The organism is Microvirga sp., assembly GCF_014699075.1.
Lineage (GTDB): Bacteria > Pseudomonadota > Alphaproteobacteria > Rhizobiales > Beijerinckiaceae > Microvirga.
The window spans coordinates 1-12,814 of record NZ_JACXAB010000045.1 but is presented as its reverse complement, the minus strand read 5'-3'; the positions used below and the strand labels follow the sequence as shown (position 1 = coordinate 12,814).

At 62.5% G+C, this 12,814-nt stretch carries 8 protein-coding genes and 4 pseudogenes; 3 read left to right on the top strand and 9 right to left on the bottom strand.

From position 1 onward, the window contains the following. The first annotated feature begins 9 nt into the window (after positions 1 to 9). Positions 10 to 1,314 (top strand): annotated as a pseudogene (locus tag IC232_RS26550) (IS701 family transposase). A gap of 32 nt (positions 1,315 to 1,346) precedes the next feature. Here IC232_RS26550 and IC232_RS26545 read toward each other — a convergent pair. Both IC232_RS26545 and IC232_RS26540 read right to left on the bottom strand, forming a co-directional pair. Next, entirely contained in the window at positions 1,347 to 1,994 is a 648-nt protein-coding gene (locus IC232_RS26545) for an IS630 family transposase (RefSeq protein WP_190847962.1), read from the bottom strand. Continuing rightward, positions 1,906 to 2,307, bottom strand: a complete 402-nt coding sequence (locus IC232_RS26540) for a helix-turn-helix domain-containing protein (RefSeq protein ID WP_190847961.1) — start codon at positions 2,305 to 2,307, stop codon at positions 1,906 to 1,908. Before IC232_RS26540 ends, IC232_RS26545 begins: the two co-directional genes overlap by 89 nt. 314 nt (positions 2,308 to 2,621) lie before the next feature. Between IC232_RS26540 and IC232_RS26535 the strand changes: the two genes are divergently transcribed. Then, a complete protein-coding gene (locus IC232_RS26535) occupies positions 2,622 to 4,268 on the top strand; it encodes an FAD-dependent monooxygenase (RefSeq protein ID WP_190847960.1) in 1,647 nt (548 codons plus the stop codon). A gap of 222 nt (positions 4,269 to 4,490) precedes the next feature. Here IC232_RS26535 and IC232_RS26530 read toward each other — a convergent pair. The 4 genes and pseudogenes from IC232_RS26530 to IC232_RS26515 form a co-directional block, all read right to left on the bottom strand. Further along, positions 4,491 to 4,709, bottom strand: a pseudogene (locus tag IC232_RS26530) (NAD(P)(+) transhydrogenase (Re/Si-specific) subunit beta); the annotation flags it as partial. A gap of 10 nt (positions 4,710 to 4,719) precedes the next feature. Beyond that, positions 4,720 to 4,911 (bottom strand): annotated as a pseudogene (locus IC232_RS26525) (proton-translocating transhydrogenase family protein); the annotation flags it as partial. A gap of 93 nt (positions 4,912 to 5,004) precedes the next feature. After that, positions 5,005 to 5,910, bottom strand: a complete 906-nt coding sequence (locus tag IC232_RS26520) for an MBL fold metallo-hydrolase (RefSeq protein WP_246812428.1) — start codon at positions 5,908 to 5,910, stop codon at positions 5,005 to 5,007. A gap of 59 nt (positions 5,911 to 5,969) precedes the next feature. After that, positions 5,970 to 6,512 (bottom strand): cysteine hydrolase family protein, encoded by a 543-nt coding sequence (locus IC232_RS26515; protein ID WP_190847959.1) that lies wholly within the window; start codon positions 6,510 to 6,512, stop codon positions 5,970 to 5,972. 101 nt (positions 6,513 to 6,613) lie between these two features. Between IC232_RS26515 and IC232_RS26510 the strand changes: the two are divergent. After that, a pseudogene (locus IC232_RS26510) lies at positions 6,614 to 7,603 on the top strand (GlxA family transcriptional regulator). A gap of 307 nt (positions 7,604 to 7,910) precedes the next feature. Here the strand turns inward: IC232_RS26510 and IC232_RS26505 are convergent. The 3 genes from IC232_RS26505 to IC232_RS26495 all read right to left on the bottom strand — a co-directional run bounded on the left by IC232_RS26505 (position 7,911) and on the right by IC232_RS26495 (position 12,633). Continuing rightward, a complete protein-coding gene (locus IC232_RS26505; protein ID WP_190847958.1) occupies positions 7,911 to 9,299 on the bottom strand; it encodes a dipeptidase in 1,389 nt (462 codons plus the stop codon). Positions 9,300 to 10,490: 1,191 nt separating this feature from the next. Next, entirely contained in the window at positions 10,491 to 11,546 is a 1,056-nt protein-coding gene (locus IC232_RS26500) for an IS110 family transposase (RefSeq protein WP_190847957.1), read from the bottom strand. A gap of 436 nt (positions 11,547 to 11,982) precedes the next feature. Beyond that, entirely contained in the window at positions 11,983 to 12,633 is a 651-nt protein-coding gene (locus IC232_RS26495; protein ID WP_190847956.1) for a hypothetical protein, read from the bottom strand. Positions 12,634 to 12,814 lie beyond the last annotated feature (181 nt).

Sequence of the window (12,814 nt, the reverse complement as noted above, 5' to 3'; positions counted from 1 at the left end):
TGTCGCGCCATGACGCACGCAAGCGAGGCCCACCGCTGGGCCAATCAACTGGATGATCTCGTCGCCCGGATTGCTCCCCGGTTCAGCCGCATCGAACCACGCCGCCGCGCCCGGGCCTATTTGCAGGGCCTTCTCGCGCCGCTCGAGCGCAAAAACGGCTGGCACTTGGCGGAAGCCGCCGGCAACATGACACCCGACGGTGTGCAGGATTTCCTCGCCCGCATGCACTGGGATGCCGAAGCCGTGCGCGAGGACCTGCGCGCCTATGTGGTCGAGCATCTCGGCGATCCTGACGCCGTGCTGGTGCTGGATGAGACCGGCTTTCTCAAGAAGGGCAGTAAGTCGGCCGGCGTCAAACGCCAGTACTCCGGCACTGCCGGCCGCATCGAGAACTGCCAGATCGGGGTGTTTCTCGCCTATGCCAGCCGGCATGGCCATACGCTGATCGACCGGGCCCTGTACCTGCCCGAGACCTGGGCGTTTGACGCCGCACGGCGGACTGAGGCAGGCGTGCCGGAGGAGATTGGCTTCACCACCAAGCCACAGCTCGGACAGGCGATGCTCAAGCGCGCGTTCGAGGCCGGGGTGCCGTGCCGGTGGGGGGTGAGCGACAGCCTCTATGGTGCCGATCACCAGACCCGGCGCCTGATCGAGGCGCACGGGCGCGGCTACGTGCTGGCGGTGACCTTCGCTCAGCGGCTCGGGTTCAAGCCCGTCGAGGATTGGCTTGAGGATGTGCCGGCCCGGGGCTGGAAACGGCTCAGCGCGGGTGATGGGGCCAAGGGGCCACGGCTGTACGATTGGGCTTATCTGCCGTATCGCACGCCGCCGGTGCCGGGCTGGAAGACCGGGCTGCTGATCCGCCGTAAGACGGGTCCGAAGGGGCAGCCGCATCAGTTCACGTTCTATCGCACCCGGTCGCCGGAGGAGACGGCGCTGACTGACCTGGTGCGGATTGCGGGGATGCGCTGGCGGATCGAGAGCTGCTTTGAGGAGGCCAAGGGCGAGACTGGGCTGGACGAGTACGAGGTGCGCGCGTGGACGGGCTGGCACCGGCACATCACGCTATCCATGCTGGCGCATGCCTATCTCACCATCGTGCGTCGGCACGCCATCGGGGGGAGAGGCCCCCGTCGTGCAGGCCGCACGGCTGCTGCCGTTCACGGTGCCGGAAGTGCGCCGCTTGCTCTGGCATCTGGTGTGGGAGCGGCCGCCATCGCTTGAGGCCGTGGAGCATTGGTCCGTCTGGCGCCGACGACACCAACAGCGTGCTCGCGAATGTCACTGGCGCAAGCGCACCCGCCGCCGACGTAAATCCCGGCTGTAGTACTAAAGCGCTTTTGGTCTCAATGTAGGGCATAGCCAGCATGCCTGATCCAGCCTCGAGCATCCTTTGCGGTGATGGTGTCGAGGGCAGGTTTGAGTTCCGCCTCCAAGGCTTCGAGAGTGCGTGGCGCTTTCGCCTTGAGCCGCTCTTTCACCTTGGCCCAGGCCTGCTCGATCGGGTTGAACTCGGGCGAATACCGGGGCAGGTACAGCAGTCCGATCCCGGTCTGCTCCAGCAACTCCCGCACTTCCGTGGCATGATGCGGGCGCAGGTTGTCCATCACCAGAATGGCATCCGGCCTCGTACGTTGGAGAGCCGGTATCAGCACCTGCTCGAGATAAGCCAGCAGCACTGATGTGGAGGTGGACGCTTTGATGCTCATCGTGCCCACCAGACCCTCACACGCCAGCGCCCCCAAGACCGTCAGCCGCTGCCAGGAGCCGAGCGGGATGGAGCCATAGGCCCGCTGTCCGCGTGGGGCTCGCGCATGGGTGCGGGCCATCTTGGTGGTGACGCCGCTCTCATCCAGGAACACCAACCGTTCCATGGGCAGGTCGCTCATCTGCTGGCGGTAAGCCTCACGCTCGGCGGCAATCTCGGGCCGCTCCTGCTCGGCCGCCCGAAGGGTCTTTTTTCGGACGCAGCTTGAGACGCTTGAGCGCCTCACAGATCACCGCCAGACACACCGTCACACCGGTGCGCGCAGCCAGGCGCTCGCGGTACTCGCGCAGCAGTGCGTCATTGTCCTCAGCCACGAGCTGACGCAGCACCTCGAGAACCGCCGCATCCAGACGCGAGGGCACGCCGCCGCTGTGCGGCCTCGGGGCGCGCCGGCCCTCGTCGCGCTCCTGGCGGCGCCAGTTTGAGACTATGGCAGGACAGACCTGGAAACGGCGGGCAATCTCAACCTGAGGAAGATCGCCGCGCTCGCAGGCAACCAGAACGCGCTCACGCAGATCCGCGGAATAGGGCTGGGGCATGGTTCGCCTCCCGGGCCATATTCCTGTCAACGCGCAGCCCACTCGAATGGGTTCAAGTCCAGATCAAAAGCGCTTTAGTAAGCTGCGCCACGGGTCGGTGAGCCTATCAAGCTGGAGTTGGGCCGTACGCCCGCGACCACCGCGGAGCCGCTGACTTCGACCAAAGGAACTGTGGAGCGAGCATGTATTCGATTGAGTTCGACGGACTTAGACGTCGCTCTGCGACCCTGACTGTAACTTCAAAGATCGACATCCCCTCGACGTCTCTCTGAGCCTTAGCTCGGAGCGCGTCAGCATGCTGAAGGATCAACCAGATGAACACAGACTCCAACGTCACTCACTGCGACGTCTTGATCGCCGGTGGAGGGCCGGTCGGGCTCGCCCTCGGCTCTGAGCTTGGCCGACGCGGCATCGAGTGCCTCGTGGTCGACTCCAAGCCTGGCCTGCACGATAGGCCGAGAGCGGCGGTGATCGGCCCGAGAACAGTGGAGTTTTTCCGCAGGTGGGGGATTGCCGACCGCGTTCTCGCGGCAGGCATGGCTTCTGATTATCCGATCGATGTCGTCTTCACCGACCGGCTGATCGGAGAGGAGTTGGGACGTCTCAGTTACCCTAGTCAAGGTGAGGTTCGCGCTCGGGCGCCAAGCACTCTGGAAAACTATCCGCCGCTAGATTGGTCGCCTTACACGAAGACGATTATCGGGCAGCAGGCGTTGGAACCCGTCATTTACGAGTATTTCTCGGGCCTGCCATGTTGCACGAGCGCCTATTCGACGGTGTTGACTGGCTTCGCCCAGGATGAAGACGGAGTCACGGCCACGGTTCAGTCGTCAGACGGAACGGTGCGCAAGGTTCGAGCAAAGTATCTTGCCGGATGTGATGGAGGCCGAAGCGACGTGCGTCGCGCACTTGGCATCAAGATGTCTGGGACAAATAAGGTTGGTGAGTCGGTCAACATTTTCTTTAAGGCACCTCGGCTGATTCCGGCTCTCGGGAAGAAGCCCGGGTTTTTGCTCTGGAGTTTCGCTCCCGGCGCGACAGGATCCTTCCTTGCAATCGCTGGGCGTGAGCTCTGGGTATTCCAGAGGTATCTGGTCGCAGGAGAGACGTTTGAGAATTTCGACGCCGTCGCGGCGCTGCGAAGCGCGATCGGAACAGACATTGACGCCGAAGTCATCGACTACTGGAATTGGATACCCCGCCAGCTCGTGGCCGAGACTTTTCAGTCTGGCCGCGTCTTCCTCGCGGGCGACTCGGCCCACCTGATGCCACCAAGTGGCGGACTTGGTTTGAACACCGGCGTAGGCGACGCTATGAACCTCGCGTGGAAACTTGACGCCACGCTGAGAGGGTGGGGAGGTAATGAGCTCCTGCGATCCTACACGTCTGAGCGCCGCCCTGTTGCCGTGCGGAACAGCGAGGAATCTGCCAACAATCGTGCGATCATGCATGAGACGATGCATGCCGCGGTCCACATCCAAGATGAGGGCGAAGCCGGAATGAAGGCTCGAGCCGAGTTTCAACGTCTCCTACCGCTTCATAATAAGCACTTCGATGGAGTCGGACTCTATCTAGGTGACGATTACGACGGCTCCACAGTGGTCGTACCTGATGGCTCACCGGCTCCAGAGCGCTCCGCATTGTTCTACTCTGCGGTGGCACGCCCAGGCAGACGACTGCCTCATTTCTGGTTGGACGACGGTCGCTCGGTCTTCGACCGACTTGGACCGGATTTCACGCTCATCACTTCGACTCCGGACGAAATCGGTGCACTCGTGACAGCATTCCAAGAGCGGGGCGTTCCTCTTGAAGTGCTGGCCCTTATGAAGGAGGATATGAGCCGCTACGGGGCGCGACATGTCCTCGTGAGGCCCGACGGTCACGTCGGGTGGCGCGGGTCCGAATTGGTCGACAGCCAAGAGCTTGTCGACCGTGTCACTGGTCGAACTCTGCGCTCCTAATACAGGTTGAAATGTCGTAATTTGTGGCGTCGTTCGGGCGCTTAAGCAGGATATGCACCCGCCAGAAGTTGTAGCGCATCGATGTGTGCACGATCCAATACACGGGCGGGCGCAGCTTACGCCGCGGATCAGACTGCTTGAAGGCTTCCGCCGATGCGGTTGCAGGCCGAAGGCACGCCAAACGCGCGATACCGTCGTCTGGCTTAGGCCCACGTGCCTAGCCATGCTGCGGGTCAAAGAGCCGATCACCAGCATGGCGGCAATGACGGCATAGTTGCCCACGCCTGGTCCGAACACGGTGGCGCCTACGACGAGCGCCATGCCGGCAATGCCGTACCAGACGGCCCGCTTGGCGCTCTCCTGACCCGACAGGCCGCCGAGGGAGAGGATGAACAGGATGGCGGCCGCCACATAGGCGGCGGAGACAAGACCAAAGCTCATCGGACGATCCTCACGACTTCTGGAACATGGCCAGCATCCGGCGTGTGACCAGGAAGCTGCCGACGATGTTGATGGTGGCAATCAGGAAAGAGAGCGAGGCGAGGGTCACCACCAGCCAGTGGCCCGAGCCGACCTGCAGCAGGGCGCCGAGCACCACGATGCCCGAGATCGCGTTGGTCACGGCCATGAGCGGCGTGTGCCAGGCATCCGAGTGTGCTGGATGGTGAAGGTCTGAAGTGCCAATCGCCAAGGAAGAGGCGATTGGCAGGTAGTTCCATCAGCGTGGCCCGATGGATCAGAGCTCAATGCTCTCACCATCCCCGGGGATCAGAAGGCTGCTGGCAAAGCCCTCCTTCTCGGAGAAGGCGCGCAGCTCAGCACGGCCGAGCACGCAGTGGTTAACAGACTCCATGTGGCTGGCGATCAACCGGGCCTTGGACGCCGCACGGTGCACGGCCAGCACGTCCTTGGTCCCCATGATGATCGGGTCGAGTCCGTCAACACGCGCGTCGCCCGCGTTCAGGACGATCACGTCGGGCCGATGCGTGGCAATGGCCTCCTCGACATGACGGTTCCAGATGGTGTCGCCCGCCACGTACAATGCTTTGTGAGAGGGATGGCTGAAGACAACACCGCAGACTTGGCCCAGAACCTTGCCGGCCGCCTGGATGGCTGCGTCGGTGCCATGCTGGCCTCCGGTCTTCGAGAGCTTGATGCCGTTCAACTCGGAGGTTTCCGTCAAAACCCGCACGTCGGTGAAGCCCGCGCTTCGGATCTGCGCCGCGTCCTGCTCGTCCTGGGCGAAGAGCGGCAGTACCTTCGGCAGCCTGGCCTTGGCCGCATCGTCCCAGTGGTCCGAGTGCAGGTGCGTCACGATCACGGCATCGACATTGACGATGTCCTCCAGGGGCATCGGCAGCGGAACGAGCGGGTTGCGCAGGTGGCTGTTGGCCGTGCCCTCGAAGCCGGGATACGCATCCTTCTCCGCCAGCAACGGGTCCACGAGGAATCGAACGCCGCCATAGTCGATGCGCAGCGTTGCGTTGCGCACCTGGGTCAGCTTGGCCTGGGCGCTCGTGCCAGGCACCGGGCTGGCCGATGCTCCTCGTGTCATAGTGGAGGAGGCTACGAGCGCCCCTCCGGTCAAGGCGAGCGCCTGCCGGCGCGTGATCATGACGTTCTTCTTGGACTCAGCGCTCATTCGCTTTTCCTTCATGTCGGGAGTTCTGTTTTGCGCGATCTGTCGATGTGAGGAAGGTGTCAGCCTCCGAGAAGCTCCCCCGTCGTCACGACCTTGCCGTAGGCGAAGGCGAGCGCCGACATGTACGCGGCATGGACGTGGGCAGCCGGAACCATTGCCCCGTCGAACTCCAGGTCGTGCGTGGCGCAGGCGTCATGAACGACGATGGTGGAGTAGCCGAAGTCCGCGGCGGCGCGGCTGGTTGCGTCGATGCACATGTGGCTCATGGCGCCGACGATCACGACCTCCTCGACACCCTCGGCGTCGAGCATGCGCTTCAGCTCGGTCTCCCGGAACGAGTTGGGGTAGTGCTTGACGAGAACGTCCTCTCCCTTCCTGGGCAGGACGGCCGGAATGATCTCGACACCCGGCGATCCCGGGACGAAGAAGGGAGCCTCGGCCATTTCGTGGCGAATGAAGATGACCCTGTCGCCCTTGGAGCGGGCCGACTCGATGATCTTGGCCGCGTTCTCGGTCGCTTGCTCGATGCCGACGAGGGGCAGCTTGCCGGACGGGAGGTACTCGTTCTGGAGGTCGACGACGATGATCGCGCGCTTGCTCATAAGGCTTTATCCTTTTGCGTGGCGGTGAGGAGCCTCTTGGATACTGCTCCTTCCCGTGCGATAGGAGTGGCGAGAACGACATACTTCGGGGTAATACCGACATGGACGGGGAGAGGCCGATTGAGATTGGCTTGGTGATGTACCCGGGCGTTCAGATGGCAGCCGTGCTCGGGATGACAGATCTCTTCACGGTTGCTGACGGGCTGGCGCGGAAGAAGGGTCAGGACCGCAAGGTTCCCCTGCTGAGGGCGAGCCACTGGCGGTGGGAACAAGGAGAGGAGACCCCGGGCCGCGTGTTCGACACGGCTCCCGAGGCTGAGGGATTCCCCGCCGTCCTGGTGCTTCCGCCGGGCCTGGGCGATCCTGTCCCGCTGGAGGAGGCCGCCCTCTTCGCCAGGTGGCTGCGCGACTGCCATGATGCAGGCACGTCGCTTGGCTCGATCTGCAAGGGCGCGTTCCTGCTCGGCGAGACAGGGCTACTTGCCGGCCGGACGGTGACGACGCACTGGAGCTATGAGGAGCAGTTCCAGACGCGCTTCCCGGACGCGCGGGTGGATACGGACCGCCTGATCATTGACGATGGCGACATCATCACGGCGGGTGGAGTGATGGCCTGAACCGACCTTGCCCTGAAGCTGATCGACCGCTTCCTCGGGCCGACGGTCATGATTCAGACGGCGCGAGCGTTCCTGGTCGATCCGCCTGGCCGCGAGCAGAGCTACTACAGCGCCTTCTCGCCGAGGCTGACGCACGGCGACGCTGCCGTGCTCAAGGTTCAGCATTGGCTTCAGGCAACGGATGCAAAGGAGATCGACCTCCCGACCCTCGCCAGGCAAGCCGGACTTGAGGAGCGAACGTTCCTGCGGCGGTTCCAGAAAGCAACGGGGCTGACGACCACGGAGTACTGCCAGCGGCTGCGCGTCGGGAAGGCGCGGGAGCTATTGCAGTTCGGCACGCTCTCCTTTGACCAGGTCGCGTGGGAGGTAGGTTATTCCGATCCTGGTGCATTCCGGAAGGTATTCACCAAGATTGTTGGCTTGACGCCCAATGACTATCGGCGGCGCTTTCGCACATCCACCGTGCATGGATAACTCTGTGCAGGTAGGTGCTCAGACTCAGCGAAGGGCCGCTTAGGGTCAGGTAGTGAAATTCGTCTATTGACAGGAACGTCCGGTGCGCCTGTCCAAAGCGGAAGTTCGGTCTACTTCGCAAATGTGCCAGTAACGGACATTCTCGTAACAGAGGCATTTCAATCTGCTAAACGAGCGCGATGCTGCCCCCTTATCACACCAAGGATTCAAGGCTCCCCTATATCCAAAGGCGGCAACGCCACTCCCGACAACTCGGACAAGGTCGATGCGGCGCCACCGGTGCATCTGACGGGCAGCGCTCATGGTCTTACCGTGCAAAGGCCGCCAAGATGCGTGCCCAGGAGCGAATTCCATGATGAAAACTCGACAGATCGTATTTCTCATTGGGTGAGTGAACACGATTGTCGAACCGGGCGAAGCCAACCATGAGCGCATCCATGTTGAGCAGGCGCTTGAAGTCGCCCACGATTGGGATGGAACCGCCCGTGCCAGCTAACGCGGCTTCACGGCCCCATTCCGCCGTCAGAGCGTCCAGGGTCGGCTTGAGCCAAGGGCCATCCAGCGGCAGGCTGAGCGCCGGACTGCCACCATGCTCCCTGAAAGTGACGGTGCAATCGACTGGAATACGTGAGCGCACATGAGCCCGGAAAGCCTCACGGATCTTCGCGGGATCCTGCCCGCCCACCAGGCGAAAAGAGACCTTTGCCAAGGCTTTTGACGGGATGACGGTCTTGAAGCCCTCACCAATATAGCCGCCAACGATGCCGTTGATCTCACAGGTGGGACGCGCCCAGATCTGCTCCAGCACACTGCGGCCCTTCTCGCCTGCCGGGATGCTCAGGCCCACCTGCTTGAGGAAGCCTGTTTCATCAAAAGGCAGGCGCTCCCATTGCTCCTTCACAGCGCTGGGCAGTTCCAATACCCCATCATAGAAGCCTTGCAAGGTGATGCGTCCGTCTGCATCGCGCAGTGTGGCAAGGATCTCGGTCAAAAGATGGATCGGATTACGTGCTGCGGACCCGAACATGCCGGAATGAAGATCTCGGTCGGCGCAGGTGACCTCCACCTCCTCCCCGACCAAGCCCCGCAGCATGGTGGTGATGGCAGGCGTTTCATCGTCCCACATATCAGTGTCGCAGACGAGGGCGACATCGGCCGAGAGTTCGTCGCGGTTCGCCTCAAGGAATAGCTTGAGGCTAGGGCTACCGGATTCCTCCTCCCCCTCAAAAAGGGTAGACACACGAATAGGCAACTCGCCGGCAACGGCCTTCCAAGCACGGCAGGCTTCCACAAAGGTCATCAATGCGCCCTTGTCGTCTGAGGCACCACGGGCGACAATCCAGGTATCACCGTTCGGTGCAGCCACCAGAGTGGGCTCAAAAGGCGGTGTGTCCCACAGTTCGATGGGATCGACAGGCTGTACGTCATAGTGGCCGTAGAACAGCACATGTGGCCCTTTGGCTGCCTGAGCCTGGTGGCCGACCACCATCGGATGGCCCGGCGTGCTGCGGGCCGCAGCGTCAAAGCCCAACTCACGCAGCTGCAACGCCAGCCACTCCGCAGCGCGGCGGCAATCCTCCTTGTAGGCCGGATCCGTCGAGATGCTCGGAATGCGGATGAACTCGAAGAGACGCTCCAAACTCTTGTCCAGATCGGCATCAATTTGGTCGAGGACAGCGGAGAGGTGATCAGTCATCGAAGGTTCCTCTTTGTTCAGCCTGAAGGATCGGCGGTAGAATACGCTCCCACGGGGAGCTATGCTTTTGCAATCCCGCCACTCGTTACCTTGACAATGCCGTCTGCGCCTCCAAGGGCACCGTCAAATTAATCCAGTAAAGGCCGCGTTCCGGTGTTTTCAGCTATTCCGCGATGGGTCTAAGCTGTTGAAAATGCGTGGTCCGCTCCAGACCCAAATACTTGGAAGGGAAACTAAAAGCCTTAAGTTGACGGTGCCATCACGGGAGCAGCAAGATGGCTGGATAGTTAGTTGCAGTGCCTGCCCGAAGGTGTGCTGTTCACACAAGAATTCCAGCCTTATAGTCGCATGAATGCTACGATACCGTGACTGCCTAAGATGCGCAGGGTTGGGGTGCTGTCATGCCCACTAACTGGCCGACCAAGGTTAGGAATACCGGAAGTCCGAAAGGTCAACCTCCGACTTTAGCAACCGACATTCTGGACGGGTTAGCGGTCGCGTTTTGCATCCTTCTGTTCACTTGGGGGATGCAGCATATTGTTTTTGACTACCTCGCCAATCCCAATCGTCCGGCAATACTCTCCTCCACCCAGATATGAGGATGGATCTCAATCAGGACCGCTCCGGTTCTGGGGGTGAGCGGGGGCGCCTAAGCCCGCGACCTTCGTTGATGGGATCCATGCCGCCTTTGCGAGACACGCTTATTTCTACGAGCTTTTCGTGCCTCAATGCTGCGAAGAGTCGGCAAGGGGTCGAAGTGTAACCTAGAGCGAACTTAATGAAGGTCCGCTTGTCGGGCCTTTGTCCGCTTGTCGGGCCTTTGTCCGCTTGTCGGGCCTTTGCAGAAGTTCCGCGTACTTCCGGAACGTGCCAAATGTATGGTCCGGCCGTGCGTCGCAAGATGATGTTGGCGGACTGACGAACGTGAGAGCTGCATCAATGTATTCGGCCTCGATGTGGAGCCTCAGCTCCGGGCCATCATGGGTATCCGCGCGCATCCAAGGCTGACTAGCGGTAAGACCTCGTTGGGCCATTTTGGCACCCAGTCTTGTGGTTGCGTCGGGCAGACCGTTCGTCCATCTCCTTTTCACCTCGCAGACCTCGGCGGGACAGCCGCTGATTAGATAACCGATCTCATCGTTGTCTCCTCAGGGCTGATCGGTTGCAGAAAGAGCCTGAAGCGCCCTCATCTTACATGGCATGGGAGGCGCTCCTGGGCTGGTAGGCGTGTCCACGGGCCAGCACCGCCCAGGCGATGCGCGCCAGCTTGTTGGCCAGGGCAATCACCAGCATGTTGCGGTGTAGCCGTCGTCCCGCGGCCTCGATCCAGGGCCACAGGGAGAGCCTCGCCCCATGCGGCCGGCGCACCAGCACGATGTGCGCCGCCTGGACGAAGAGCGTCCGCAGGTACTTGTTGCCGCGTTTGGAGATCTTGCCCAGGATGGTGCGGTCGCCGGTCGACTCCTGCTTGGGCACCAGCCCGAGCCAGGCGCCGAAGTCCCGCCCCTGCTTGAACCCGGCGCCTGTGCCGATCGCTGCCACGACGGCACTGGAGATGATCGGCCCCACGCCTGGCACGCTCATCAGGCGCTGACAATGGCCATCCTGAGCCGCCAGCGCCTCGATCTCGGCGGAGACCGCGGCAATGCGCTCGTCGAGCTGACGCCAGTCTTCAGCCAGGTCGGCAATGAGGCGAACCAGGCGCGGTGACAGGGCGTCAGCAGACGAACCCAGGATGCCTGGCAAGGCCTGGCGCAACGGTGCAAGTCCTTGGCGCACGGTGATGCCGCGCTCCAAGAGAAAGCCGCGGATCTGGTTGGTCACGCCCGTGCGCTGGCTGACCAGACGCGAGCGCACCCGGTGCAAAGCCAGCAGATCCATCTGCTCTGGCATCTTGATCGCCACGAACGACATGGTCGGTCTCTGGACGGCTTCCGCGATGGCCTCGGCGTCGCGATAGTCATTCTTGTGGCCCTTCAGAAACGGCTTCACGTACTGGGCTGGGATCAGACGCACGTCATGGCCGAGCGCCTGGAGCAGACGGCCGATGTGATGAGCGCCCGCACAGGCTTCCATGCCGATCAGGCAAGGTGGGATGTTGGCCAGGCGCTGCGTGAGCTGGCTACGGGAGAGCTTGATCCGCAGCACGATGGCGCCGCGCTCATCCTGGCCGACAAGGTGGAAGCTGTTCTTGCCCAGGTCGATGCCCAGGGTGGCGATCACAGCAGAGAAAGAAGACCGTGACATGGGACGTGCTCCTTGCGTGGCTCGAAGCCCCACAGCTTACAGGCAAGCGGGGCAGGAGCACGGCCGGACCATCCCATTAGCGGTCGTTAGCCCTGGTTGCATGAAGGCATTTGCCCAGCTCCTTACAAGCACAGCAGCTTCATTGTTAAGCTTATCCTTTGACGCCATAAGTGATTAGATTGCTCTTCTTCATCTTGAATAGAGTGAACGAGGCGCAACATAGCGCTTGATAGGGCGCACTTGCCGATTGGTCTCTGCTCCATTGCTTGACCATGCGGCACACGACGAGCCCCGGCGCTAAGCGTCGTTACTGGAGGCGGTCATGGCACGCTGGTGGCGACATGGTCTTGTTGCGGTAGTAGGCGTTGCCGCTGCCCTTCCCCTTCAGGTTCAACTTGACATCGGCCACGGGCTCAGCCTCGCCCTCATGAATCGATCAGCGTTTGCACAGCTCGGTGGCGGGTCCGGGAACAATGGCGGTGGCCTTGGAGGCGATGTAGGAGCCGGCGCCAGCGTCGGCGGTGGTGTCGGAGGTGCGGGCGGCAGCGTCGGCGGCGAAGGTGTCAGCGGTGGCGCTGGCGGTGTCGGAGGTGGCGCCAGCAGCGGTGTGGGAGGTGGTGCCAGCGTCGGCGGCAACGTCGGAGGTGGTGTCGGTGCCAGCGGCAGTGGCGTCGGAGGCGGTGTCGGAGGTGGCGCCAGCGTTGGAGGTGGCGGCGTCAGCGGAGGTGTCGGAGGCGTCGGAGCCGGGGCTAGCGGTGGTGTTGGGGGCAGCGCCAGCGGTGGCCTTGGAGTTGGGGCCAGCGGCGGTGCCGGCGCTAGCGTCGGAGGCGGCAGCGTCGGTGGCGTGGGAGGCAGTGTTGGAGGTGGCGCCAGTGGTGGCGTTGGCGGCGTCGGTGCCAGCAGGGGAGACGGTAGCGTCGGCGGCGGTGTTGGAGGCGCGAGTGGAAGCACTGGCAGACGGGGCCGTGCAGCCGGCAGCAGCGCCACAGGCGGCAACACAAGTAAGGCTTCCAAGGCAGGAAATGCCAATAGCCAGCGCAGCACCGGAGCGGCAAAAGCGAGCACCAGCAAAACCACAACACGCCAAAGCACGTCTGCCCAACCTAAGCGCCAAGCGCCCCGCCCAGCCAAAGCAGCCCCTCAGGCACCTGCGACATCAAAAGCTCCGATCGAGGCGAAGATGGCTGCCGTGGCCGTCGATCCTCGTCCCAAACCGCGGCAGGCCCCCAACTTCATCCTGGCGTCGGGGTTGTCGCGCGAGGATCTGA

What these genes read in the sequence shown, in the direction of transcription:
- IC232_RS26540 (WP_190847961.1), bottom strand. Translation starts at nt 2,307, where the DNA reads ATGCCCCAGCCCTATTCCGCGGATCTGCGTGAGCGCGTTCTGGTTGCC.
- IC232_RS26535 (WP_190847960.1), top strand. Translation starts at nt 2,622, where the DNA reads ATGAACACAGACTCCAACGTCACTCACTGCGACGTCTTGATCGCCGGT.
- IC232_RS26520 (WP_246812428.1), bottom strand. Translation starts at nt 5,910, where the DNA reads ATGAGCGCTGAGTCCAAGAAGAACGTCATGATCACGCGCCGGCAGGCG.
- IC232_RS26515 (WP_190847959.1), bottom strand. Translation starts at nt 6,512, where the DNA reads ATGAGCAAGCGCGCGATCATCGTCGTCGACCTCCAGAACGAGTACCTC.
- IC232_RS26505 (WP_190847958.1), bottom strand. Translation starts at nt 9,299, where the DNA reads ATGACTGATCACCTCTCCGCTGTCCTCGACCAAATTGATGCCGATCTG.
- IC232_RS26500 (WP_190847957.1), bottom strand. Translation starts at nt 11,546, where the DNA reads ATGTCACGGTCTTCTTTCTCTGCTGTGATCGCCACCCTGGGCATCGAC.